Annotated in this window: 16 protein-coding genes; 5 read left to right on the forward strand and 11 right to left on the reverse strand. The window is 68.9% G+C overall.

The genetic code is table 11. The annotated features are described in order from the left end of the window. Nucleotides 1-508: 508 nt before the first annotated feature. The gene (locus ACOJUJ_RS12395) at nucleotides 509-2197 is read right to left on the reverse strand and encodes a potassium channel family protein (RefSeq protein WP_420127192.1); all 1689 of its coding nucleotides are present in this window, start codon (nucleotides 2195-2197) and stop codon (nucleotides 509-511) included. Nucleotides 2198-2433: 236 nt separating this feature from the next. Between ACOJUJ_RS12395 and ACOJUJ_RS12400 the strand changes: the two genes are divergently transcribed. Then, a complete protein-coding gene (locus tag ACOJUJ_RS12400; protein WP_420127193.1) occupies nucleotides 2434-4857 on the forward strand; it encodes a DUF5916 domain-containing protein in 2424 nt (807 codons plus the stop codon). A gap of 50 nt (nucleotides 4858-4907) precedes the next feature. On the opposite strand, the gene ACOJUJ_RS12405 is transcribed toward ACOJUJ_RS12400, so the two are convergent. Together ACOJUJ_RS12405 and ACOJUJ_RS12410 are read right to left on the reverse strand one after the other, a co-directional pair. Beyond that, a complete protein-coding gene (locus ACOJUJ_RS12405; protein WP_420127194.1) occupies nucleotides 4908-6047 on the reverse strand; it encodes a hypothetical protein in 1140 nt (379 codons plus the stop codon). Beyond that, nucleotides 6044-6355, reverse strand: coding sequence for a hypothetical protein (locus ACOJUJ_RS12410; protein WP_420127195.1), 312 nt, complete (start codon nucleotides 6353-6355; stop codon nucleotides 6044-6046). The genes ACOJUJ_RS12405 and ACOJUJ_RS12410 overlap by 4 nt, the downstream gene beginning before the upstream one ends. A gap of 75 nt (nucleotides 6356-6430) precedes the next feature. Between ACOJUJ_RS12410 and ACOJUJ_RS12415 the strand changes: the two genes are divergently transcribed. After that, a complete protein-coding gene (locus ACOJUJ_RS12415) occupies nucleotides 6431-7240 on the forward strand; it encodes a hypothetical protein (RefSeq protein WP_420127196.1) in 810 nt (269 codons plus the stop codon). Between the two features lie 100 nt (nucleotides 7241-7340). After that, complete coding sequence (locus ACOJUJ_RS12420) at nucleotides 7341-8147, forward strand: HEAT repeat domain-containing protein (RefSeq protein ID WP_420127197.1); 807 nt, start codon at nucleotides 7341-7343, stop codon at nucleotides 8145-8147. A gap of 43 nt (nucleotides 8148-8190) precedes the next feature. Here the strand turns inward: ACOJUJ_RS12420 and ACOJUJ_RS12425 are convergent, their stop codons facing one another. From ACOJUJ_RS12425 to ACOJUJ_RS12450, 6 genes are all read right to left on the reverse strand, one after another. After that, a complete protein-coding gene (locus ACOJUJ_RS12425; protein ID WP_420127198.1) occupies nucleotides 8191-9069 on the reverse strand; it encodes a hypothetical protein in 879 nt (292 codons plus the stop codon). Nucleotides 9070-9460: 391 nt separating this feature from the next. Continuing rightward, nucleotides 9461-10825 (reverse strand): DUF2399 domain-containing protein, encoded by a 1365-nt coding sequence (locus ACOJUJ_RS12430; protein ID WP_420127199.1) that lies wholly within the window; start codon nucleotides 10823-10825, stop codon nucleotides 9461-9463. After that, complete coding sequence (locus tag ACOJUJ_RS12435) at nucleotides 10815-15107, reverse strand: SbcC/MukB-like Walker B domain-containing protein (RefSeq protein WP_420127200.1); 4293 nt, start codon at nucleotides 15105-15107, stop codon at nucleotides 10815-10817. The genes ACOJUJ_RS12430 and ACOJUJ_RS12435 overlap by 11 nt, the downstream gene beginning before the upstream one ends. 6 nt (nucleotides 15108-15113) lie before the next feature. Next, complete coding sequence (locus tag ACOJUJ_RS12440; RefSeq protein ID WP_420127201.1) at nucleotides 15114-15371, reverse strand: LexA family protein; 258 nt, start codon at nucleotides 15369-15371, stop codon at nucleotides 15114-15116. Next, nucleotides 15371-16555, reverse strand: coding sequence for a DUF2398 family protein (locus tag ACOJUJ_RS12445; RefSeq protein ID WP_420127202.1), 1185 nt, complete (start codon nucleotides 16553-16555; stop codon nucleotides 15371-15373). Before ACOJUJ_RS12445 ends, ACOJUJ_RS12440 begins: the two co-directional genes overlap by 1 nt. Then, nucleotides 16552-18084, reverse strand: a complete 1533-nt coding sequence (locus ACOJUJ_RS12450; protein WP_420127203.1) for a TIGR02677 family protein — start codon at nucleotides 18082-18084, stop codon at nucleotides 16552-16554. Before ACOJUJ_RS12450 ends, ACOJUJ_RS12445 begins: the two co-directional genes overlap by 4 nt. A 1051-nt stretch (nucleotides 18085-19135) precedes the next feature. Here ACOJUJ_RS12450 and ACOJUJ_RS12455 point away from each other — a divergent pair. Further along, on the forward strand, nucleotides 19136-20599 hold the full coding sequence (locus ACOJUJ_RS12455) for an IS1182 family transposase (protein WP_420127204.1): 1464 nt from the start codon (nucleotides 19136-19138) through the stop codon (nucleotides 20597-20599). 566 nt (nucleotides 20600-21165) lie between these two features. Here ACOJUJ_RS12455 and ACOJUJ_RS12460 read toward each other — a convergent pair. Together ACOJUJ_RS12460 and ACOJUJ_RS12465 are read right to left on the reverse strand one after the other, a co-directional pair. Then, nucleotides 21166-22827 (reverse strand): M1 family metallopeptidase, encoded by a 1662-nt coding sequence (locus ACOJUJ_RS12460; RefSeq protein WP_420127205.1) that lies wholly within the window; start codon nucleotides 22825-22827, stop codon nucleotides 21166-21168. A 480-nt stretch (nucleotides 22828-23307) separates the two neighbouring features. Beyond that, complete coding sequence (locus tag ACOJUJ_RS12465) at nucleotides 23308-23526, reverse strand: DUF4177 domain-containing protein (RefSeq protein WP_420127206.1); 219 nt, start codon at nucleotides 23524-23526, stop codon at nucleotides 23308-23310. A gap of 247 nt (nucleotides 23527-23773) precedes the next feature. Here ACOJUJ_RS12465 and ACOJUJ_RS12470 point away from each other — a divergent pair, with 247 nt between their 5' ends. Next, on the forward strand, nucleotides 23774-24544 hold the full coding sequence (locus ACOJUJ_RS12470; RefSeq protein WP_420127207.1) for a hypothetical protein: 771 nt from the start codon (nucleotides 23774-23776) through the stop codon (nucleotides 24542-24544). Nucleotides 24545-25890: the final 1346 nt, after the last annotated feature.

Here is a 25890-nt window from a genome sequence, read left to right on the forward strand (position 1 = left end):
GCAGGGTTCGCGGCGCTTCGGATGGAGATCCTTCGGTCGGCGAACGGGCTGCTGGGTGTTTCCGACCGTTCACGGAGGCGCCTCCTCTCAGGATGACAGGTGGGGCAGAGCCGGGGGGCTCTGACGAGCCTGGGGTAGTGCAGGGCTCGTGGCGCTTCGGATGGAGATCCTTCGGTCGGCGAGCGGGCTGCTGGGTGTGTCCGACCGTTCGCGGTGGCGCCTCCTCTCAGGATGACAGGTGGGGCAGACCGGTTGGCTCTGACGAGCCTGAGGTAGTGCAGGGTTCGCGGCGCTTCGGATGGAGATCCTTCGGTCGGCGAACGGGCTGCTGGGTGTTTCCGACCGTTCACGGAGGCGCCTCCTCTCAGGATGACAGTTGGGGCAGAGCCGGGGCTCTGACGAGCCTGAGGTAGTGCAGGGCTCGTGGCGCTTCGGATGGAGATCGGATGGAGATCCTTCGGCCGGGCTCAGCCCGCCCGGCGTCCGTCAAGCACCACGGCCCGGTCCGCTACGCGCCGAACTGCTGGATGAAGCGGCGCTCGGCGTCGGTGGTGCCGATGAGGATGAGTTCGGCGCCGGCGGGAATGAGCGTTTCGGGAGGCGGGTTGATGGAGACGGCGCCCGCCACCTCCAGCGCCACCACGCTGCACCCCGACGACTCGCGGATGCCGGTGGCGGACAGCGGTCGACCCACCAGCGAGCGCGGCACGGGGTGGCGAAACACGTCCAGCCCTTCGGCCAGCATCACCACGTCGTCCTTCTTGAGCACGTTGAACACCCCGTTGGCGCCCATGCTGGCGTACGACATCACAAAGTCGGCGCCGGCGCGGTGCAGGGTGGCCACGTTGCGCTCCAGCGTGGCGCGGCTGACGATCTGGATGGACGGGCGCAGCCGCCGCACGTACAGCGTAAGGTAGATGTTGGCGGCGTCGTCGTTGGTGGTGACCACCGCCGCCGCCGCCTCGTTGATCCCGGCTTTTTCCAGGACGGCGCGGTCCGCCGCGGAGCCGGTGACGTAGCGCTCGGGGTCGCGCACCATGGCCGGGTTCTGCTCGACGATGCGCCAGGGCACCTCGCGCTCGTCCAGCGCAGCCGCCACCGCGCGCCCCACCCGGCCGCCGCCGATGATGAGCACGGGCGCCTCGGGGACGCTGTAGATGACCATCAGCTCCGAAAAGCGCTCCAGCTGCTCCTCCGTTCCCGCCAGCACCAGGGCCGTGGAGGAGCCCAGCACGCTCTCGGGCGTGGGCGGCTCAAAGCGGCCGCGCTCCCACACGCCCACCACGGTAAGGCCCGTGGCCTCGCGCAGGCGGCTGTCGGCCAGGCGCTTGCCGGTGAGCGGGGTGCCGGTGACGGGCGCCTCGGCGATCAGCAGGTCGCCAAAGCGGCCGATGACGCTGGCCCGCACGTCGCCGCCCAGGGTGCGGCGGGCCAGGGCGCGGCCCAGCATCTCCGGCACGTGCAGCACGTGCGAGCTTCCGGCCAGCTCCAGGATGTCGACCGAATCCGCCGAGCGTACGATGGAGACCAGCGGGACCTCCGCGGCCACCTCCCGCGCCGTAAAGACGATGTTGGTGTTCTCGTAGTCGTTGCCCGTGGCCACGATCAGCGCGGCGTGCTCCGCCCGCAGGGCCCGGTACGTTTCCACCTTGTCGCGCTCGCCCACCACCACGCGCACCCCCGCGTCGTGCAGGTCCATCGCCGTCTTTACGTCCGGCTCGATCACCCAGTACGGGCGCCCGTGGTACGCCAGCCGCTGCGTGAGCGAGATGGCGATCGGGTCGTAGTGGGTCACGATCACGTGCCCCGCGGCGTCGTGCGGCACGCGGCGCGGGGTGCGGGCGGCCTGCCGGGCCTCCAGCCACGGGGCAAAGAAGAGCTGGATAAAGGCGAAGGGAAGCACGATGAGCAGAAACACCACCCCCGACACCATCACCAGCATGCTGAAGGCACGCCCCACGTCGCTCTGAAAGGTGATGTCGCCAAAGCCCAGCGTGCTCATCACCGTGAGCGTCCAGTAGAACCCGGTGATCCACGAGTGCCGCTGCCCCTCGGCCGCCATCAGCCAGTGAAAGGCGACGCTGTACGCGGTGATCATCGCCAGCATCACCAGCAGGTAGCCGCGCAGCGCCCGCAGGTTGCGGCGGGCGGTGCCCATCTGCAGGTACGCGGCAAGCTGGGCGGGGATGAACTTCATGCGTCTCGAAAAGCGCGTGGACGTTGGATACCGACGGCTCACGGTACGCGCGACGGCGTCCGGAGGCAACGTCCGGCCCCGCATCCGGCCGCGGCGCAAGGCGGGTGATTTCCCGGCGTCTCCATCCGTCCCGCGTCCGCCCGCCGACCGCGCAGCCGCAGAATCCGGCGGATGGGGCGGGGTCGACTGGGCGGGTGCGGGCGGATATCTTTGCGGCGTCTCGAACCCCGCATCTGATGATCGCCCTGTTGATGGCCGGCGCCCTGGCCTGCGCGCCGGCCTGCCCGCTTTCCGCCGACACCGTTCCCGCCGCCGCCGTCTACGATGGCTCGGCCGGCCAGCTGGACGCCCGCATCCCGCGCGTGGAAGATCCAGGCGTGCGCGTGGACGGGCGGCTGGACGAGGACGTGTGGCAATCCGCCGCCGTGCTTACCGGCTTTACGCAGTCCACTCCCGCCGAGGGCATTCCGGGCCGCGAGCGGACGGAGGTGCGCGTCTTCTACACGCCTCGCGAGCTGTTCATCGGCGTGCGCGCGTACGCGTCGGACCCATCCAGCATCCGCAGCACCCTGGCCGAGCGCGACCAGATCACGGCCGACGACCACGTCCGCATCCTGCTGGACACCTTTCACGACCGGCGCCGCGCATTCGCGATCTTCGTCAACCCGCTCGGCATCCAGCAGGACGGAACGTTCACCGACGCCTCGTTCAACCCCTTCACCTTCAGCCCCGACTTCGTATTCGATTCGCGCGGCCGCCTTACGGGCGACGGGTACGAGGTGGAGGTGCGCATCCCCCTGCGCTCGCTGAAGTTTCCCGCCGGCGCCGCGCAGACGTGGGGATTGAACGTGATCCGCGTGATCCCCGCCCTGGGCGCGGAGGAAAGCTGGGCGCCGCGCACCCGCAACCAGCCGTCGGAGCTGGCGCAGAGCGGCACGCTGGCCGGCATCCGCGACCTGCGCCCCGGGCGGCTGGTAGAGGTGAACCCCGCGCTCACCGCGCGCCGCGAGGGGACGACGGGGGACGACGGGTTCCGTCGCGGGGACACGGAGCCGGACGTGGGCGTGGACCTGAAGTACGGCATCACCAGCGAGCTTACGCTTGACGCCACGGTCAACCCGGACTTCAGCACGGTCGAGGCGGACGCGGACCAGATCACGGTCAACGAGCGCTTTGCCCTGTCGCTCACCGAAAAGCGGCCGTTCTTTCTGGAAGGTGCGGACCTGTTCAGCACGCCGGAGTCGCTCGTCTACACGCGGTCCATCGTGGCGCCCGCGGCCGGCGCGCGCGTGACGGGCAAGGTGGGCGCGCTGAACCTGGCCTGGCTGGGCGCCGTGGACGATGCACCGCGCGACAACCCCGCCCGCTACGCGCCGGAGCGTTCGCGCGCGCTGGTGCAGATCGCGCGGCTGCGGCGCGACGTGGGACAGGGCTCCACGCTGGGGCTGCTGGCCACCAGCCGCGAGACGGGGGGCGCCTTCAACCGCGTGGCGGCGGCGGACGCGCGCATCCGCTTTCGCCAGCTGTACGTGTTTGGCGCGCAGCTGGGCGGCAGCTGGACGCGCGCGTGGGCGCCGGACGCGGCGGGTACGGACTCGGCCGGCGCGCCCGGGGCCCGCGTGCCCGTGGCGCTGGACGAGCGCGCGGCGCACATCGGCCAGCTTTTTCTGGACCGCACGGCGCGCCGCTGGGGCTACATTTACACCCTGCGCGACGTGCCGTCGGGCTTCGTGACGGAAACCGGCTTCGTGCGCCGGACGGGGATCACCAACCTTACCGGCCGCAACCGCTTTTCGTGGTACGGCGCGCCCGGTGCCCTGGTGGAGCAGGTGGATTTCGTCCAGAGCGGCGGCCTGCTGTACACGGACCGGAGCTTCTGGCGCGGAGGCGGGGCGGTGGAGGGCGAAGCCGCGCTGGAGGTGCAGGCCAACCTGCGCGGCAACCTGGACGTGGAAGTCGGCATCGGCCGCCGCTTCTATACGCTGGACGCGGCGGACTACGCCGGCTACTCGCTTCCGGACGGCGGTGGCGGTCTGCTGACGGGTGACGCGCTCATCGGCCCGGATACGCGCGTCGGTGGGCTGAACGGCGTGTCGGTCGGCGTGGAGTCGTCGTACTTCAAGTGGATGGACGTGGAGATCGAAGCGTCGTTTGGCGGCGTACCCATCTTCGCGGAGGGAACGCGCGGGCGCGAGGCGTCGCTGGAGGCCGGGGTGGCGCTGCGGCCCACGGCGGCGCTGCGGGTGGATGCCAGCCTGCGCCGCGTGCTGCTGTTCCGCGCGGAGGACGAATCACGCTACTCCCGCGCGCTGGTGCCGCGGCTGCGCGCGGAGTACCAGATCACCCGCGCCGTAGCCGTGCGCGCGCTGGCGCAGTACGCGGTGGAAGAGGTGGACGTTCTCCGCGCCCCCGACGGCCGCCCGTACCTGGCCGACGGCGGGCCCTTTCGCGTGCGCCGCGGCAACCAGCCGTCGTGGGACGCGCCGCAGCTGAACCCGCTGCGCCTGGACCTGCTGCTGAGCTGGCGCCCCTCGCCCGGCACCGTCGCGTTCCTCGGCTACGGCCGCGAGGTGACGGACGACGAGGCGTTCCGCTTTGACGGCCTGGCCCCGCGCACGGACGGCCTGTTCCTCAAGCTCAGCTACCTGTTCCGCAACTGACGGCCAGTAACCCGCTGGCGGGCTGATCCAGGCCGATGTTCCGGCGTGGATCAGCCCAGCGCCTTCCGCAGCCGGTCCAGGAAGCTCGATTTCTTCGCGTGTGCGTTTCGCAGACCCTGGAGGCGCGCCGCGAAAGCGGGCTCACGCCGGTCGCGGATGGCGAGGTCGCGCAGGTCCTTCAGCAGCGACACGGCCTGGTCGTAGGATTGCGGCTGCTTTGTGGGGACGAGGCAGTCTACCTGATCCCACAGCTCCTCGTCGCGCCCGGACAGCCCATCCAGGTGCAGCGCCCGCGCCGCCGCGGCCTCCCGCTCGCGTCGCTTCCGTTCGCGCGCCTTTTGCTCCGCCTCGATGCGGCTGCGTTCCTCCGCGATCCGGTCCGCCGCCTCCAGCAGCTCGCCCACGGTGCGCACGCCCTCCGCCGCCGCGTGGTCGGTGCGGTGCGCCATGCGAAAGCGGTGCAGGAGCTCGCTGCGCACGGCCATCGGCGCAGCACCGGCCACGCGCACCAGCAGCTCCGTCTTTTCCGCCTCCGGCAGCGCGGCGATCCAGCCGGGGAGGGCCGTCTCGTCCGGCCCCGCGGTCATGGGCGCGCTGTTCTGCGCGGCCACCTGCACCAGGGCCGAATCCAGCCGCAGAAAGTCGGCGAACGCCTTCAAGGCGCCCGAAAGGGTTTTCAGCCCCGGCGGAACCGGCGGCTCCGGCTCGTCATCATCCAGCTCGCCGTCCTGCGCGGCGAGCAGCCACCCCAGGTACAGCGCGCGCAGGTCGCCGCAGGCCAGCTCTCCGCGCAAGGGCAGGATGGACGCAAGCCAGCCGTTGCCACCCTCCTCCCACCAGTCGTGGTCCTCGTCGTCCGAGGAGAACGACAGGATCACAACGTCGCCGTGCACTCGCGCGGATGCCCGGTCTCCTCCCCGGTACCGCCGCAGGGTGGCGGCGTCCAGCGTGTCGGCCGGAACACGCAGCATCAGCTCGTGTGAGCCCCAGTTCGCCAGGTAGAGGAACGCGTCGTACCACCGCTCCATCCACTCCGCCGGCTGTCCCTTGAAGTCGCCCCAGTTGTACTCGTTGACGAAGCTCGTGGGCGTAATGCGGGCGCGGGTGGAATACGCGCGCACCTCCCGCAGCTCAGTCTCGGTGAGCGGACGGTCGACCGCCTGGAACTCGTAGTACTGGTACTCGCTCATTCCGCCTCCCGCCGCGCGCGCTTCTCCGCCTTTTTGGCCGCCTTTTTTGCCGCCGCCTCCCGGGCACGCTCTTCCAGCGGCCGCACGTCGAGCGGCGCGTCGCGGCCGAACCGTTCCTGGTACAGGTGCTGGATGAACTCCGGCAGCGGTGCCTTCCACGGCTCCTGCCGGTGATTGTCGATCCCGCCCAGCTTCTTGGGGTTCATCCCCAGCTCGCGCGCCATCTGCACGTGCGCGTGGGAAAGGCGGTGGCGCTTGCGGGCGTCCACCCAGGCTTGCAGGTCCGGGGGCAGTCGGGTCGATGGCATCGGTGCGATCGGAAGTCAGATCCGGCGTGCGACGGGGGCTTGCAAAGTGGCGCGCGGCGGGCAAAATTAGGCCGCATGTACACAAAGTCAACACCCGAAGCGGCCGCGTATCCGCCGCCGCTGGACCGGCTGCTGGGGCTGGGCTCCCTGTTTACCCGCCAGAAGTGGCGCGACTACCTGCAGATGGGCTTGGGCCCCGCGCACGTGCCGGGGCTCATCCGCATGGCCTGCGATCAGGAGTTGAACCAGGCGGACCAGGATGACCCGCGGGTCTACGCACCGCTACACGCGTGGCGCGCCCTGGGCCAGCTGGCCGCGCCGGAAGCCGCCGCACCCTTGGCCGAGCTCCTGGTGCAGCTGCCGGACGACGACTTTGCCCACGAGGAACTGCCGCAGGTACTGGGGATGATCGGCGCCGCGGCGGTGGAGCCCGTGGCGGCGGTCCTGGCGAATCCCGAGAACGATGAGCGTCCGCGCACCAGTGCCGCCCGCGCGCTGGAGGAGATCGGCAAGCGGCATCCTGCGCTGCGCGACCGGTGCGTGGCCGTGCTGATGCGCCAGCTGGAAGCGTGGCCGGAGCAGTCGGAGGGCTTGAACGGCTTTCTGATCGACTACCTTGTCGAGCTGGGCGCCGTGGAAGCCGCGCCGCTGATGCAGGCGGCGTTCGACGCCGGCCGCGCCGACGAGATGATTCGCGGCGACTGGGAAGACGTGCAGGTGGACCTGGGACTGCTGGAGGAGCGCCTGACACCCCGGCGCCCGTCCCCCTGGATAGCCCGGCTGCAGGCGCGCCGCGCGCCCCCGCGGGAGCTCTCCGCTGGTGAAAAGGCGAGAAAGCAGCGCAAGGGGCAGAAGCAGGCGGGCAAGCGGCATCGGCGGAAATGATGCCACCTTTCCGGCGGCGCGCGCTCCGCGAGGTCACCCGCGGAGAGTATCGTCCCTGGAACCTGGACAACGATGAACCGAACGATGAGCCGAAATTTTGATGGTCCATGACGCCGCCTATCCGCCGCCGCTGGACCGCCTGCTGACGCTGGGTGATACGGGCTTGCATCAGAAAGCCTGGCAGGACTACGCCGGGATGGGCATCACCGCGGCGCACGTTTCCGAACTGCTGCGGATGGCTGCGGATCCGCAGCTGAACGACGCCCCTTCCGGCGATCCCCGAGTGTACGCCCCGCTGCACGCGTGGCGCGCGCTAGGGCTGCTGCGTGCTCCCGAGGCGGCGGTTCCCCTGGTGGAACTGCTCGTACGTTATGACGACGATACCGCACGCGAGGACCTGCCGCTCGTGCTGGGGATGATCGGCGAGACGGCGGTGGAGCCGTTGCGTGCCCTGCTGACCGATGAATCTGCGGAACTCTTTGCGCGCGTGGCCGCCGCGCACGCACTCGAACAGATCGGACAGCGGCACTCCGCGCTCCGCGATCGTGCCGTGGGTCTGCTGATCGACCAGCTCATCGATTGGTCCGAGCAGGACGCGACCCTGAACGCCTTCCTGATCGACTACCTCGTCGAATTGGGCGCATCGGAAGCGGCGCCGCTGATGGCGGCGGCGTTCGCCGCGCGCGCGGTCGACGAGTTCGTCCGCGGTGATTGGGAGGACGTCATGGTGGACCTGGGCCTCGCGCCGGAACGGCTGACTCCGCCACCCCCGTCCTGGATCGACCGGATGTCCATGCGCGATGCTCCCGCGCCGGGTGCATCGCCCCATAGCGGAAAGGCCGCGGCAAAGGCGAAGAACCGGCGCAAGGCGCAGAAGCAGGCCCGCAAGCGCAACCGGCGAAAGTAGCGCCCGCCAGGAGCGCACGTCTTTCGCGGCGCAGGGGTTTACGTCATTTCGACAATCGCTCCAGAACTCCCACCAGGTGCTGGATGTCGGCGAAGGCAGGGCCGTCGTCCATGGCCGGGCCGTCGCCCATCAGCAACGGGTACGCCTGGGGGCCGGCCACCTCCCATCGCTGCGACGCGATCTGGCGCCTAAGCGCGCGCGGGAGCGCGGACACGGGCTCGAAGCGGATGCCGAGTACGATGTGCCGCGGTGACCAGCCCTGCGGGTCGTAATAGTCACGTGCGCTGGTGAAAAGCGTGACCACGTGCCCGTGCCCCTTGGGATGCGAGAGCACCACGACGGACTTGCGGGTGCGCCAGCGGAACCGGAGCGCTGTCTCGTCGGGCACCCGCTCCCACGGTCGGGCCCTCCAGAAACGAGCAGCGGCAGGAAAGAGAACAGCGGCGAACGCGGGGTCCAACTGCTCGTCGAAGCCGTAGAGCGGGCAAAGGTCCCAGGCCACGTCCGGCTCGTCGATCAGCCGCGCGAGTTTTCGGACCGCATTCTGCACCTCGTGCAGCGAGGCGGGAACACGTATCCCGGTACCGTGTCGCGCCATTCGCGGCGCCAGGTGCTCCGCAACGGCGGGGTCGTGGACGAGGAGCGTCCGCGGATAGCACCCGGCCTGCGCCGCGATGGAGTCCACCGCCCACTTGACTGCCGCGGCCACGTCGGCGGGTGTCTGCACGTCCGCCGCGGCAACCACCTCGTCGTGGAGCACGTCGCCTTCCGCCATCACCACGACCATTGCGCGCGGCGGAGCGTCACCGCGCCAGGGCTCGTCCAGCGCCTCGATGCCGGCTTTCCACACCGGCGCATGCCGCAGCCACGTCAGCGAGTGTTCCTGCGCACCCTCTCCTGAACCAAACCCAGGTCCGAACATCGTCACCTCCGCTGGCGTATATGGATCGCCTCACTCAAAAGAAAGCCGGGGAGACCACTCTGGTCTCCCCGGCTTCGCGAGGCGTGTATCGGACGTTGATTTACCGTTCATACCCGGAGGCGCGGCCGCGATGTGCTGGATGCATGTGCATCCCACAACAGTGTCTTCTCAGTTCTTTTTCCGCAAGCTTTCATGTCGCTGAGGTGCATCTCGCGTCGGCCTCGCGGGCATGTGCTCCCGCGGCGGCCTTATGTGTGTTCAAGCGTGCAGCGATGCTCGGCGGCATCCCTCGCCGTTGCTCGTTCAGCTCCCGCATGCAGGGTCGCAGTCCGCGACATGGTCGCTGGCACCCCCTCGATCCCGGCGTTTCGTCCCGACTGAGTGAAGCACGCTACATCGCGGAGTACAGGACGGAGTGGCCGCCAGGTGGCTCGTTCTGGCGCGGAGGTGCAATGCCCTCCAGAACAAAGCGATTCAAGTCGCGCTTCAGCAGATCAATCAGGCTTTCCTGATCGGCAGCGTGGCCGCGCGAACTCATCTCATGAACGAGTCCGGGAAAGTACCGGCTCATACGCTGCAATCCCGCCGGATCCAGCTTCTTTTCTTCGGCTTGCACCGCAGTGACATAGTCGTCCGCCGTCATGCGCCATGGACTCACGTCTTCCGGAAACCGGGTCAGGAGACTGGCCGCAATCTCGAGTCCTCGCACGTCAAAATCGCCGCAGTAGTACACATGCGCGCCGCTGGACACCAATGCTTCCAGCAGTGTCCAGTCTGCCAGGTTCAGATTCCCGTTGGTGCACACCAGCGTGGGGTGGTTCTCCTCGCGGTGCTTTTCGCGCAGGTGCCGGAAGAGCGGCGTGAACACGGTGGGATTTTCTGCGACGAAGACGCAGCCGTTCCAGCACCGTACTTCACTGCCGATCTGTCCCAGGTCGTCCAGGTTCAACGAACGCGTCAGCGCGGCGCGACGCAACTCGCGCAGGTACGGTGTGTCGCCCATCAACCCGAAGGTGTCTACCCGGACGGAAACAGGATCACGCGCGATTCGCGCTTCCGACAGCAGGTTCGTTCTCCAGGCGGAGCTGCCGCGACGCTCACGGCTGGCGGTTTCGGGGTACAGAAACTCGAGGGCGCGGAGCAGCAGCGTTCCCGCGGGCCGCTTGGCGTCCAGGCCGTGTGCCCCCGCTCCTGTTACCCGGTTTGCCAGTTCGGCGAGGTAGACGGGCGGCTCGTTCCGTCCAGGCGCGTGGTGAAGGGCGAGCGCGACCGCGCGCACCGCCGCCAGCAGTTCGGCTTCGCGCCATCGACCCGCGTCTCGCCGCAGGCTGTCACGCCCCGCATGCATCCAGCTGACCACACGCGCGTAGCTTTCGGAAGACAGGCCCAGCTGAGGAAGCAGGTCGAAGCAGCGCGCAACCACACGCTCACGAGCGGCACGTTCCCGCTCCCGCTCTACCTTGGGGCGGATGATCGGCTTGCCTGAGGCGAGCTTCACCGCGTCCGCAAGCGAGCAGTGAAAAGCGGACTTCTCACGGAGCAGAAGATCCACCTCCGCCAGTTTGATCGTGCTGCCTTCCTTGACCTGCTTGCCAATGATGTCGGCGAGCGCGTCGCTCTCCATCCGCGTCTCGATCGCCACTCGGCCCCTTGGCTCGCCGTGACGTACCAATCTCTCGTGGAACACATCCAGGAGCCGCGCCAGGTGCTTGTTGCGCAGCATTGTCAGCAGGTCCCGCTCATGGTCAGGGTGCATGATCGGCTCCCATTGGATCGCCCGATGAAGTCTCCATCCCGATCAGCTCGTCGCCGATGAACTCGTAGCGGCGCGCGCCGTCCCACAGGCTTAGCGTGGGAGCGACGGTCACGCCGTCGGTCAGCATCTCGTACGTGGCGGAGCCGCGCACTTCGGCGCCCAGCGCGGTGGTTTTTTCCGTCGCCATGATCCAGCAGAAATCCAGCTCCGTGAGCAGCGCGTAGATCTCCGCGGCGTTGCGGTCGTCGACGCCGGCGAACGCCTCGTCGAAACCGACGATGCGCGGCGCCGCACGGTCCGCGGAGGCCAGCCGCGCGCTGACGGCGGCGATCAGCGGCAGCAGCAGGTCCAGCGTGCGCCGGCCGCCGCTCCCCTGGCCGTACAGGCGCTTGGTGAGCTGGACCCAACGCCCCGACTCGTCCTTGCGCTGCACGGTGAGCGTGTACCACTGCGTGTAATCCACCATCCGCAGCAGCGCCGTGCGGTAGTCCTCCAGCAGCTCGTGCTCGCGGTTCCGGCGGCGGATGTCGCTCACCATCGTGCGAAAGATCTCCAGCAACTCCTCGCGCCGTGCCTCGTCCAGGGCGATGCCGCGCTGGGAGAGCAGGTCGTCCAGGCGGCGCGGATCGAACGCGTCAGTAGACTCCCGGGTGCGCACGTCCCAGTGCAGGCGCATGATGCCGCCCTTGAAGAGCTTCATCTTGCCAAGGATGCCGTTGATGTCGCTCACCCAATGGCGCGTATTGCGGATGGCGTCGCGGATGGCATCTACCACGTCGCGCAGCATCAGCTGCTCGATCAGCCGGCGGTCCTCCTCCTCCAGCAGCGTCTCGTTTCGCGCCTGCTGCTTCTCCAGCGTGCGATACAGCTCGTCCAACCGCATCGCGCCCAGCTCGTGGGTAAAGCGGAGGATGTCGCCGTCCAGCGCGGGACTCAGCTCCTCGAACGTGCTGCTGGTGCGCGTAAAGGCGGCCTGCAACGCCTGCTGCGCCCGCTTTAGCTCGTCGTCGATGGATGCGGGATCGACGTCGTGGAGGATGCGCTGCATCGCTCTGGGCAGCCCGGACGCGCGCGCGTCGAGCACGTACTCCTCCAGCGTGGGATACGCTTCGATGCGCTCGCGGAACTCGTGTTCGGCGGATTGGAGGTGGATGAACGCGTTCCGCAGCTGATCCGCATAGTCCGGTTCCTGGGCGGAGTCGGATTCGATCTGCCCCGTCTTCTTGTCGATTACACTCCTCGCCTGCTGGTCCTGCTTTTCGATCGCGTCCAGCCGCCGCTCCAGTTCGCGAATCTCCTCCGCCAGCGCCTCGCGCCCGACGCTGGCGCGCGACAGCTGTTCTTCGAGGGCGGCGATCTGCGCGTCCAGCGTCTGCACGCGCACGCTCGCTTGTGCGATGCGGGGCGCCAGCTCCTCGATCTGCAGCCGCAGCGCGTCGTGGGCGCGCGTTCGGGCGGCGTAGGCGCGGCGCAGCTCGTCCAGCCCCTCCACGCTTTCGCCGACGGCGCGGACGATGGACAGCACCTCCGCCAGCGCGGCCGCGGCGGCGTCCACGTCCGCGCGGGGGCGGCCGCGCAGCCAGGGCGCGTCGTCGGTGGCTCGCTCCAGTGCCGCGTTCTGCTGCTGCAGCTCGCGCGTGGCGGCCTCCACGGCTTCCGCGGCCAACTCGGCGGCGGCGCGGCGGCGCTCGCGCTCGTGCTCTTCGCGGCGGACGGCGAGCAGCATGTCGTGCAGCTTCTGCGGCGCGGGCAGGTCGTGCGCGGTGCGCCAGTCGCGCCCCAGCGCACGCTCGCGCCCCTGCACGGCATCCAGCGCCTCACCCAGACGGCCGATCTCCTCGCGCAGTTCCGCGAGCTGGCGGCGCGCTTCATCGATGCGGCGGCGGCGCTCTTCCCGGCGTGCGGTTTCGCCTAGAAAGCGGACGCGCGCCTCCGCCGGGGCAGCGGCAAGGCCGTGCAGCGGGCCCAGCCGCCATCCCCCGTCCGCGTCCACCACGCCCGCGCCGCCGCCGCTCAGCCCCAGCGCACGCAGCGTGGCCGCGACGTCGTCCGCCGACACCTCCGCAGACGCGACCGGCACCAGCCAGCCTGTCGCACCGTCCCATCCGCCGCCGTCCAAGTGCGCATCCGTCGGCGCGATCCAGCGGTCGCCCAGACCGTGCGCCTCCAGCAGCGCGCGCACCCGGCCCGCCTGCGCGCGCGGTACGATCAGCGCGTCGAGAAGCCCCGCATCCAGCAGCGCCGCTTCCACGCGTGCGGCCAGCGCCGCATCCGTCGCCAGCGGCCCGGCGAGATCCACCGCGGCAAAGAGCGGCGTGTGGGCGATGCCGTGTTCGCGCAGCAGGCGGCGCGCGGAGGTCTGCGCGGGCGTGCGGTCCGGCTCCACGTCCGGCTCCTGCGAAAGGCGCCGCAGCCGCGCATCCACCTCTTCCGCCTCGCCCTGGTGACGGCGGCGGAGGATGCCCAGCTCCTGCGCCTCCGCCCGCAGCGCCTCCTGCGCGGCGTCGTGCGCGGGCTGCAGGGGCGCGAGCATCGCCGCCGGCCGGCCCGCGGGCTGATAGGTTTCCACCGCCGCCAGCACGGCATCGAACGCCTCGTCCGGCACGCGCAACTCCGCGCACCCCGCCCGCCACGCCGCCAGCGCGTCCGCCGCGGACAGGCGCGCGGACTCCGCCTCGCGGCCGGCCGTGCGGAAGCGGTCGTCCGCGTGGCGCAGCTCGCGGCCGGCCACCTCGCTCGCCTTGCGGGCCGCATCCAGCCGCCCGCCCGCCGCGGCGACCGCGTCCAGCGCGGCGCGTACGCCGTCGAGCACGGCGCGCCGCTGCTGCGCCTCGCTGTCGATGGACGAGCGGGCCAGGTCCCCGGCGATGGCGCCGCTCCCGTCGACGTTCGCCATGCCCAGCGCGTCGCCCGCCAGCGCGGCGCGCTGCTCCAGCGACGGCCAGTGCGCGCGCCGCGCCGCGTCCCGCGCATCGGCCAGCTTTTCGCCCAGTCGCCCGCGCTGGCGGGTCCACGACCTCTCGTCCTCGCCCAGGGCGATCTGCTCGCGCTCCGCGGCTTCCTGCGTGCGCTTGCGGTCCCCGCGCAGCGCATCGTACGCATCCGTGGCGATCCGCTGGTCCGCCCGCACCTCGCGCAGGCGGTCCTCGATGTCGAACGCCTCGCTGGCGCGGAACCGCTCCTTGAGGATGGAGAGCGTGCCGCCCTTCTCCGCGCGCTCGGACGCCAGCTCCGTCCGCACCTCCGCCTGCCGCGCGACCTCGGCGCGCGCCGTGTCGAGCCGGGCGAGCAGGTCGTCGTGCTTGCGCTTGCGGTCCGTGTGCTCGCGCGACGCGTGGCGGTACGCGGCGCCCGCCTGCCGCGCACGGGCCAGGACGGCGGCCTCCTGCGGCCCTTCCAGCTCCCGCGCGACCGCCAGCTGGTCGTTCAGGTGCTTCAGCTCCTCCTCGATCGTGTCCAGCCTGGAAAAGACGTCCGACGCCGCGTCGATCTTGTCGGACTGGATAGGCGGCAGCGACTCCTTGAGCAGCGCCTCCACCTTCCGCGGGTTCAGCCCTTCGCCCAGCTTGGGCGTGCGGACCACGTGCAGCATCTCCAGAAAACGCTCGTAGTCCTCCACCGTCTGAAAGCCGAAAAGCGCGTCGTTGACGGCGGATTTGTACGTGCGCTGGTCGTCCGTCACCTGTCCGTGGCTTCCCAGCCGGTCGCGCAGCTCCCCGGGCCGCAGCGGCCGTCCCTTCTCGTGCAGGTGAAATCCGCCCTCTTCCACGCGGAAGGTGGAATCCATCACGAATCCCCAGCGCTCTACCTTCTGGTTGGTCCAGTCGCGCGACGAGCGCAGGCCGATGCCGATGGTCTGGTGGACGCCCGACGCCCCGCGCTCAAACTCCAGGGCGATGTACGCCGTGCGCTCGCGGTGCCAGTTGGGGCTGCCCTCCTGCGCGTCGTCCTTGCCGATGAGGTAGTAGCGGATGCTGCGGTCGTTGCTGCCCATGGTGTCCACCCGGTCGGGGGTGAGCATCATGTCCAGCACCAGGGTTATGGCGGTGACGAGCACGGTGGATTTGCCGGACTCGTTCTGCCCCGTGAGCATCAGGTTGCCGCGGCCGAAGTGAAAGACCTCCGGCTCCTCGAACAGCCAGTAGTTCTGCAGGATGAGCCGTCGCGGCAGCCAGCGGTCCGGATCGCCCGCGTGCATGGCATCCAGCAGCGCCTGCATGCGCGGCGGCACGCCCGTGAGGCGAAAGAAATCGGCTTGTATCCGTTGCTCCGTCGAACTCATCGTCACCTACTCAAGGTCGGGCAAATGCTCGCGGGGCACGCGCAGGCGGATGGAGCGGCCCTCGCCCGGCGTTCGGCTGATCCACCCATCCGCGTGCAGGATCTTGATCATCTGGTGGACAGAAGGCGCGCTCACGTTGAAGTAGCGGACGAAATCCGCTTCCGCGGGCGCGACCCGATTCAGCTTGGTGTACCAGTAGATGAAGGCCAGGTACTGCCCCTGCTTTGACGTGAACGAGGCCGCCGCGCTGGTATCGCCGCCCATCAATCCTCCGAATCAGCGTCGCGCTCGATCTCGTCGCCGTAGTGGGCGGCCAGGCGCGCGGCGGTGGGGAGGACCAGGTACTGGCCGGGCACGTCCGTGTCGCGCATCAGCCCCCACTCCTTCATCTTATCGACGATCTCCTCCGCCAGCGTGCCTACCTTCCTCTGCTGCATCGTCTTGCCCCACTTGGTACCGAAGCGCTTCTGCAGCTCGTCCACATCCTGCCAGACGCGGCTCTCGTCGATCAGAAACGATTCGCCGCCGGCGGGGACCAGACGATCCGACGCCTGACGGTCGCGCAGCAGCCCGCAGAAGCAGAGGACGGCGTGGTCCAGCCCGGAGGTGACGGGGATGGGCGTCTGCACGGCGTCGTCGGAGCGCGCGGGGCGCAGGACGCGCGCGTACTCCGGCGTGACCTCCAGCTCCCAGTGGGTGAGGTAGCGCAGGTTGACCAGGATGCGGGCGCGGACCTCCTGCGAATCCAGGAGCCGGAACGCCGCCGGATCGTCGCGGCGAAAGAGGGCGGGGTTCAGGAGGAGCGTGCGATACAGGCGGATCTCGTCCGTGCCGTCGGCCGGCGGGGCGGGGGAGGCGGGGCGCCCCTCCGCCAGCCGCTCCAGCTCCGCGGCGGGGATGCCGACGTGAATGCGCCACGCGGCGTCGCCCCAGGCGTACAACGCGTCGCGTTTGCCGTTCTCGTCGGCCCATTCGTCCACGCTGCCGTCCTGCAGGCGCAGGATGCCCATCTCCTCCAGGCCGCGAAAAACGCGCTTGGCCGCCAGCCGCTGCGCGTGCGAGGTCCAGTCCACCCCCGCGCCGTCCGGGCCCGCGCTGCGCAGCTTGATCTCTTCCGCGATCTGGCTGACGGTAAACTTGCGCCCGTGCGTGTGCTCCCCATACCACAGCACCCACGCCAGCAGCGCGTAGTCCAGCCTCCCCTTCGCCCATGCCAGCCTGTGCGACGCCTCCGCCCGCGCCGGCGTCTTGACCAGCCGCGCGAACTCCGGGTGCGTCTGCACACGCCACCCTGTCAGCCGGCCGAACGTGGACTGGAGAGCCGGTTGATGACGACGGATTTTTTCCAGCAGCGCCCGGTCGCTCGCCGCCGTGATGATGGCGCGGTCGATGAGCGCCTCTGCGCAGAGGCGAAAGTCGGCGGCGCGCGCAACGTCGCTCGTGATCATCGCATCCCTTCCGTGCGGCGCAGGCGAAAGGCGCGGACGTACAGATAGCCATCCGGGGCGGCGATCTCGGCGATCGACTGCGCATCGTCCGGGGGCAGGATCTGCACGCGCGAGCCGTCCGGCAGGCGCACGTGGCGGTCCGGCGCGCGCAGGCAGTCGCGTACCAGCCGCACCACGCGCGAGCGGTCGCCCGCGGAGCGCAAGGCAAGGCCGTCCAGCACCAGCTCGCCGTCGCGGAACACGGAATCCCAGAACCGCGTCTCCGCCCGCTTCTGCTCCAGCACGCGCGCCCGCAGCTCCGCCTTCTGAAGGCTGCGGTCCTCCATCGGCGTTACGGCGCGAAAGTTGGGGTTGCCGCGAACGCGCGCCCGCAGCTCCACGTCCCACGGCGGCTGCAGCCAGACGGAGGCGCCGGGGTCCAGCTCCGCCGCCGCATCGGCGTTGTAGGCGCGCATGTGGCGCGGCGTCCCCCAGCCGAACGCCACCGACGCCAGCCGGTGCGCGTCATCGTCCGTCTGCGCACGGCGAAACGCCTGGGCCAGCAGGCGCAGGTCCCGGGAGCGGTTGAGCGTGTTGCGCCGCTCCGTCACCACGCGCTCGATCTGCTCCACCAGGCCGCGAACGCGCGCCGTGGTCTTGGCGTGCAGGATCTCCGCGTCACCGCCGCGGGCGCTGAACACACGCAGGGCGCGGATCTGCCCCTCGAAGACGGCGCGGACCTCGTCCTCCGCCCGCAGGTCGCCCTTGCGCTCGCGCTCGTTGCGGGCGAGGGCGAGCGCCAGCCGGACGTCCAGCCCCGACACGGCCCAGTCCTCGAACAGGTCGCGCGTGCGCTCCACGAAGTCCTTCAGGCCCAGCGCGAACTCGTCCAGGTAGTCGCGCAGCATCCGCTTGTACTGCAGAAAAACGACGAGGTCCGACGCCGTGGGCATGCGGTCGTGCTCCAGCTCGCGCATGTAGCGCAGCGCCTGCTCGCGCATCTCGCGGCGCGCATCGTCCGCCGCGTTCCACAGCCCCTCCACCTGCCGCAGGGTGTCGTGCGAGGCGCGGGCGAGGTCCAGTTCCGCCAGGACCCGGCCCAGGTCGAAGAGCGCGTCGCGCAGGCGGGTCAGGCGCGTGGTGTCCAGCGACCCGCGCGAGCCGTCCTGACCGGCCAGGCGGACGAGCATCTCCTCGATGATCCGCGCCGTCTCGCTGATCTGATACCGCCGTGCCGCCCGGACAAACTCCTCGATGGTACGCGCCTGGTTCACGTCGTGCTCCGACGTCAGCACCCCCCACGCCTCAAGCTGCTTGAGGTGCGCCTCGCACTCGTCGTCCGTGTAGCCGGGGTGATGCGGATGATGCGCACGGATGAACGCCGCCACCTCAGCCGGCCAAAGCCACCCCGTTTCGCCGGATTCGTAGCGCTGGTGAAACAGCCGGACGATGGGCCGGTACAGGGCGACATTGGTGGCGACGAGGTAGTTCACCTCGTCCACCTTGCGCATCAGCAGGTCGTCGACGATCAGCCGTTCGTGGGAGTCCATCCTTTGTACGTCGAAAGGGGCGGATACGCGGCTCCCAATCGTATGGCGGCCCGTTCGCGTCTGCAAGAAAGTCGTATCCGGAGCGCACGAATGTCCGTGGGGCTGGCTGACCGTGAGACGTTTCCCAAACCTGACCTGCTTCCCCTTGGACGCACACTGTCATCCTGAGAGAGCGCACGCCCGGCAAGCTTAGTAGCCACACAAGCTTGCGCGTGACCGAAGGATCTTTGTCGGGTCGCACGAGGCCCAGCCCCCGGGAGCCGTTCAAGCCCCCTCGAACGAGCGCAGGTAGGGCAGGGTTTGGAGGCGCTTCGGATGGAGATCCTTCGGTCGGCGCACGGGCTCCCGCGCGTCACCGACGATTCCGGGGGGCGCCTCGCTCAGGATGACAGGTAGGGCGACGGGGGGCCTGAGCGGGCGTCGCCGAAGCTGACCTGCTTCCCCTTGGACGCACACTGTCATCCTGAGGGAGCGCACGCCTGGAACTCTCATTACCACATAATCTTGCGCGCGACCGAAGGATCTCCGTCGGGTCGCGGCGGACCCAGCCCCCGGGAACTGTTCAAGTCCCTGGAACGAGCCCAGGTAGGGCAGGCTTTGATGCGCTCCGGATGGAGATCCTTCGGTCGGCGCACGGGCTCTCGCGTGTCACCGACGATTCCGGGGGGCGCCTCGCTCAGGATGACAGGTAGGGCGGACGGGGGGGGGGGGGCGCGGAGAGGGCGTCGCTGAACCTGACCTGCTTCCCCTTGGACGCACACTGTCATCCTGAGGGAGCGCACGCAAATAACATTCGTAACCACATGAGCTTGCGCGCGACCGAAGGATCTTTGTCGGGTCGCGCCGGACCCAGCCCTGGGAGCTGTTCAAGCCCCGCGAAGGGGCCGCAGGTGGGGCAGGGTTTGATGCGCTTCGGACAGAGATCCTTCGGTCGGCGCACGGGCTCCCGCGCTTCACCGACGGTTCCGGGGGGCGCCTCTCCAGACTGTGTCAGAACTTGCGTGGATCGTGTAAGTTGTCAGCGAGCACAGGCCAGTCTCGGGGAGCGCGCGTGGCATACAAAGCGGGTGTAGACCGGAAGCAGCAGATGCTGTTTCCGGAAACGGTGGACGAGTACGTGTCTGGGGACAACCCGGTGCGCTTCATCGACGCATTCGTGGCGAAGCTGGACATGTCGAAGCTGGGGTTCGAGCGAGCCGTGCCCGCCCGTGAGGGCACGCCCGGCTATGATCCGCGGGACCTGCTGAAGCTGTTCATCTACGGTTACCTGAACCGGATGCGGTCGAGCCGCAGGCTGGAGCGTGAGACGCACCGGAACGTGGAGGTGATCTGGCTGGTGGGGCGTTTGCGGCCGGATCACAAGACGATCGCGGAGTTCCGGCGCAAGCACGTGAAGGCGCTGAAGCAGGTGAGCAAGGAGTTCGTGCTGCTCTGCAGGAAGCTGGATCTGTTCAGCGCGCAGATGGTGTTCGTCGACGGGTCGAAGCTGCGCGCGGTCAACAGCAAGGATCGCAACTTCACCGTGCCGAAGCTGCGGGTCCTGCTGGCGCGAATCGAAGCGAACATCGAGCAGTACCTTGCCGCGGTGGAGGCGCAGGATGCACAGGAGAAGGAGCAGCCTGGCGCGACGGATCCCGGGCTGCAGGAGAAGCTGAAGGCCTTCCAGGAGCGCAAGCAGGAGTATGAGGGCTATCTGAAGCACCTCCAGGAAAGCGGTGAGAGCCAGGTGTCGCTGACCGATGCGGACAGCCGGCTGATGAAGTCGCAGGGGGACATGAAGGTGTGCTTCAACGCGCAGATCGCCGTGGACGCGAAGCACCACCTGATCGTGGCGGACGACGTGACGAACGAGGTGAACGACGAGCGGCAGCTGGCGCCGATGGCGATGGCCGCCAAGGAGGCGCTGGGGGTCGAGGCGCTGGAAGTGGCGGCCGACGCGGGGTACCACGTGGGAACGCAGGTGGTGGAGTGCGAGGCGAACGGGATCACGCCGTACGCGCCGAAGCCGAAGAGCTCGTCGAAGAACCAGGCCGCCGGGCTGTACACGAAAGAGGCGTTCACCTACTCGGCGGAGCGGGATGAGTACCTGTGCCCGGCGGGACAGAAGCTGGGTCTGAGCACGCAGACGGTAGTGAAGGGGCGCAAGCTGAGCTACTACGCCAACTGGCCGGCGTGCGCGGGATGCCCGCTGCGGGCGCAGTGCACGACAAGCGAGCAGGGGCGCCGGATCATGCGGACGCCCGAGGAGGCGCGGCTGGAGGCAATGGCCGACCGGTTGAAGGAGCGGCCCGAGCTGATGCTGCAGCGCAAGAGCAGCGTGGAGCATCCGTTCGGGACGATGAAGTGGACGTGGGACGGGTATTACTTCCTGATGAGGGGGCTGAACAAGGTGCGGGGCGAGTTCAGCCTGATGACGCTGGCGTACAACCTGAGGCGGGTTTTGAGCCTGCTTGGGGTGGAGTGTCTCCTGGAAGCACTCAGGACGGGCAAGATGCCCGTCCCGCAGCCCATTTGAGCCCTATCGGCGCGTTTTTCCGGACTTTGAGGAGCCCCCTACGGCCTCCGAGGTGACTCTCAGAGGCCCATCGGCTGAAAATCGCGCCTTCCTCGCGCGCGCGAGGCGCGGCGGCCGTCGTTAGAGACTCAGAATGGAGTTTTGAAACGGCCTCTCTCTCAGGATGACAGGTAGGGCGGACGGGGGGCGCTAAGAGGGCGAAGCCGAAACCTGACCTGCTTCCCCTTGGACGCACACTGTCATCCTGAGGGAGCGCACGCCCGGCAACCTTCGTAACCACATAAGCTTGCGCGCGACCGAAGGATCTCCGTCGGGTCGCGTCGGACCCAGCTCCCGGGAACTGTTCAAGTCCCTGGAACGAGCCCAGGTAGGGCAGGGTTTGAGGCGCTTCGGATGGAGATCCTTCGGTCGGCGCACGGGCTCCCGCGCCTCACCGATGGTTCGGGGTGGCGCCTCGCTCAGGATGACAGGTAGGGCGGACAGGAGGTCTGGCGTCATGCGACAGAACGGCCCCGGCGCGAGGGGCGCCGGGGCCGTTCCGCGGTCGGATGCCCGGAGGCAGCCGTCTATCGCTTCGTGCGCGGCCCGTCGGCGTTGCGGGCGGTGACGTAGAAGTTATCGTCGACGCGAAAGTTCGCCGCGGTGACGCCGTGGACGTTCGCCGTCTGCCACGTGGTGGTGGGGGCGATCTGCCCGTATTCGCCCGGCGCCAGCGTCACCCGCACCGGCATGTCGAAGCCCGGCACCACGTTGGCCCACCGGTACGAGAGCTGGTTCCCCTGGATGCGGTACTCCAGCTCCGGGATGCGGGGTGTGGTCAGGTACTGCTGAAAGACGCGGCTCAGGTCGATCCCCGCCTCGCGCGAGATGTACTCCGTTACCTGCGCGCCCGTCACCGTCTGCCGGCCAAAGGTGGAGTTCAGCCCGCGCAGGATGCCCCGCCACTTCGCATCGTCATTCACCACCTGGCGAATGGTGTGCAGCAGGTTGGCGCCCTTGAAGTACATGTCGCCCGAACCCTCGGCGTTCACACCGTAGGTGCCGACGATCGGCGCGTCGTTCTGAATGTTGCGGCGCTGGCCGATGATGTATTCCGCGCCGGCGTCCGCGCCCTGCTGGCACTCCACGAACAGCCCCTCGCTGTAGGTGGTGAAGCCCTCGTGCACCCACATGTCGGCGATGTCCTTCGTCGTGATGTGGTTGCCGAACCACTCGTGCCCCGCCTCGTGGATGATGATGTAGTCCCACGACATCCCGCGTCCCGTGCCGGAAAGGTCCTGGCCCAGGTAGCCGTTGCGGTAGCCGTTGCCGTATGCCACCGCGCTCTGGTGCTCCATCCCCAGATGCGGCGTTTCCACCAGCTTGAAGCCGTCTTCGTACCAGGGAAACGGGCCGAACCAGTTCTCGAAGCACTGCAGCATGGGCTTTACGTCGCGCCCCCACTGGCGCCGCGCGGCCTGTTCGTGCATGGCCAGCGGCCAGTAGTCCAGCGTAAGCGGCCCCTTCTCCCCCTCGTACACGTCGGAGAAGTGCGCGTAGCTGCCCGCGTTCACCGCCACGCCGTAGTTGTTGATGGGGCTGCGGACGAACCACTCCCAGGTGGTGGTGCCGTCGGCGTTGTGCACGCTGTCACGCAGGCGGCCGTTGCTCACGTTCGTGATGCCCCGCGGCACGGTGACGGCGATGCGCATGCTGTCGGGCTCGTCGGCCTGCGTGTCCTTGTTGGGCCACCACGCGCTGGCGCCCAGCCCCTGCACTGCGGTGGCGATCCACGGCTGGCCGCCGGGGTCACGCGCCCACACGAATCCGCCGTCCCACGGCGCGCGCCGGGCGACGATGGGGCGGCCATGGTAGTGCACGGTGACCGTCTTTACGGCGCCGGCGGCCTGCGGTGCCGCCAGGGTGACGAACAGCGCGTTGCCGTCGCGGCGGTAGCGCAGGCTCTGTCCGTCCTGGACAATGCTGTCCACCTCCAGCCGCTGCAGGTCGATCTGCATCTCGGTGGCGGGCTGCAGCACGCGGTAGGTGATGCCGCTTGATCCGCGCACGCTGCTGTCGGCCGGGCTCACGGCCAGGTTCAGGTCGTAGTAGGCCACGTCCCACCACGCCCGCGCGGGGCCGATGGACCCGCGCAGCGAATCCGCGCGGGTCGGGCCCTGCGCGTGCGCGGCGGGGCAGACGATCAGCGCGGCAAGCAGCGCCGCCGGCACGATTCGGGTTCGCGTCATGAACATCGGTGGGTGGATGGGGACAGGAGCGGCGGGTGTTGTCACGCTCCCGGAATCTCCGCACACGGCGCGCGTCGCGCCAGTGCCGCGGGGGGTTCGCGTACACTCCGCGGTGCGGAAAGGCTCCGGCCGCGCACGATCGGCGCCGGATCTACCCCGACTGTGGTGGTGGCGGAGGGGTCACAAGATCGCGCATCAGGAAGTGCGATCTACGGGTTCCCGCGCGCCGCCGATAGCATCTGCCGATCCACATTCCCTTTTCGTAAAAGTGCGGATGGCTCCCTGCCGTATTCCATCTGCATCTCGTTTCCGATACTCCACCCGGATCGTGCCTCGTCGACTGAGTGCCGGCGCGAGAAAACTCCGTTGACTCCGTTGACTCCGTTGACTCCGTGTGAGGCCAACTCGTTTGCGGGATTCGGCATAGAAGCGGGGACGGGCGCCCCTGGTGAGGCGCCCGTCCGTTTCTCATCCTGCCCGTTATGCGGCGGCGGGCCGCTTGAACACGGCCACCAGGTCGCAGGTGCGGCCTTCGCCGGCGTTTACGTCGATCATGCTGACCAGTTCCCACCCGTCTCCGCCAAACTGGTTCAGATGGTGGCTCACCTGGCTGGGCTCGATCCGGGGACCGAGCACGAAGCGGTCGACGTCCAGCTTGAGCGTGATGTATTCCCAGCGTGTGGCCTGCAGCGTGTGCATGGTTCGCGATCGTACAAAGCCACCGATCCGCCTCCGGCTTTCATCGCCGGACATGCGCGGTCGGCGCTAAAGTATCCAACGGAAGCGGCGCGCCAGAAGTTTCAGATTTTTCCTCGCGCGGTCTCCGTATCGAGCCGATCGGCCGTCCGCCAAAGCGGGACGCCGATTGCGGCACGCGGGCGCGGGCGACAGCTTGTCGCAGCCGGACGCCGGCAGTCCGATCCATCCACCTCGATCCGGATCCAGCGTGACCTACCTTCCTCCCGTGGACCGCCTGCTGAAGCTGGGCGCGGAGCCGGCGCGGCGCCGCACCTGGCCGGACTACCGCACGCTGGGGCTGGAGGACCGGCACGTGCCCGCGCTCATCCGCATGGCCACCGATCCCGCGCTGCAGGCGGCGGAGGAGCGCGATCCGGCCGGGTGGGCGCCGGTGCACGCCTGGCGCGCGCTGGGGCAGCTGCGCGCCGCCGCGGCCGCGGAGCCGCTGCTGGATCTGCTGCAGCGGGAGATGGAGAGCGACTGGGTGTTCCGCGAAGTGCCCGCGGTGCTGGGGATGATCGGCCCCGCCGCGCTTCCCGGCGCCACCATCCTGCTCTTTGACGAGATGGCGGACGAGGAGCTGCGGATCGCCGCGTCGCAGGTGATCGTCTACGCGGGGATCGAGTATCCCGAGCGGCGGGAAGAGGCGGCGGCGCTGCTGGTGACGCAGCTGGAGGACTGGAAGGACCAGGGACGTGCGCTGAACGCGTTCCTCATCAGCGGCCTGGTGGACCTGCAGGAGACGGAGGCGGCGCCGCTGATGCAGGCGGCGTTCGCCGTCAACGCGGTGGATCTGAACGTGAACGGGGACTGGGAAGACGTGCAGGTGGACCTGGGGCTGCTCGAGGAGCGCATCACCCCGTCCCGCGCGTTCGACGCACCGGGCGCCCGCGCCACCTCTCCCCGTGCGTCGCAGAAGACGGAGCAGCGCCGCAAGGCGCAGAAGCAGGCCCGCAAACGCAACCGCAAGAAGAAGTAGCCGGGCTTTTCGATTCGAAATCCAGGGATGATTTCCTGAGCCTGCTTCTGAGGACGACGCTCGCGCAAGGCTCCCTGTCCGCCGTACCTGTCATCCTGAGGCTGAGTGGGTGTTGAGAAACCTCGGATCGTGCCAGTCATCCTGAGGGAGGCGCCGCTCCATAACCTGTTCATACACAATACCCTGGCGCCGACCGAATGACCTTGTCGGAAGAAGCGTGAGGCTGGCTTCATGCCCCGCATCTGGCCTCACGGTGGCGGAGAGAAGGTCCTTCGGTCGCGCGTAAGCTCTTGTGGTCTTGAAGGTTCCGTGTGGCGCTCCCCCAGGATGACAGGGTGCGCCCAAGGGGAAGCAGGTCAGGTTTGGCGACGCCCTCTCAGGGCCCCCCCGTCCGCCCTACCTGTCATCCTGAGAGAGGCGCCGCCCCGAACCATCGGTCATGCGCGGGAGCCGTGCGCCGACCGAAGGATCTCCATCCGAAGCGCCTCCAAACCCTGCCCTACCTGGGCTCGTTCGAGGGACTTGACCAGCTAGCGGGGGCTGGGCCTCGCGCGACGCGACAAAGATCCTTCGGTCGCGCGCAAGCTTATATGGTTACGAAGGTTGCCGTCGTGCGCTCCCTCAGGATGACAGTGTGCCGCAATCGTGGAGCAGGTCAGGTTTGGCGACGCCCTCTCAGGGCCCCCCGTCCGCCCTACCTGTCATCCTGAGAGAGGCGCCGCCCCGAACCATCGGTAATGCGCGGGAGCCGTGCGCCGCCCGAAGGATCTCTATCCGAAGCGCCTCGAACCCTGCCTTACCGAGGCTCCTCTGTGGACTTGAACGGCTCCCCGGGGCTGGGCCTGGCGCGACCCGACAAAGATCCTTCGGTCGCGCGCAAGCTTATGTGGTTACGAAGGTTGCCGGCGTGCGCTCCCTCAGGATGACAGTGTGCGTCCAAGGAAAGCAGGTCAGGTTTGGCGACGCCCTCTCAGGGCCCCCCCGTCCGCCCTACCTGTCATCCTGAGAGAGGCGCCGCCCCGAACCATCGGTCATGCGCGGGAGCCGTGCGCCGACCGAAGGATCTCTATCCGAAGCGCCTCCAAACCCTGCCCTACCTGGGCTCGTTCGAGGGACTTGACCAGCTAGCGGGGGCTGGGCCTCGCGCAACCCGACAAAGATCCTTCGGTCGCGCGCAAGCTTATGTGGTTACGGAGGTTGCCGGGCGTGCGCTCCCCAGACTGTGTCAGAACTCGCGTGGATCGTGTAAGTTGTCAGCGAGCACAGGCCAGTCTCGGGGAGCGCGCGTGGCATACAAAGCGGGTGTAGACCGGAAGCAGCAGATGCTGTTTCCGGAAACGGTGGAC

This window comes from Longimicrobium sp. (assembly GCF_048594345.1).
Classification (GTDB): Bacteria; Gemmatimonadota; Gemmatimonadetes; order Longimicrobiales; family Longimicrobiaceae; genus Longimicrobium.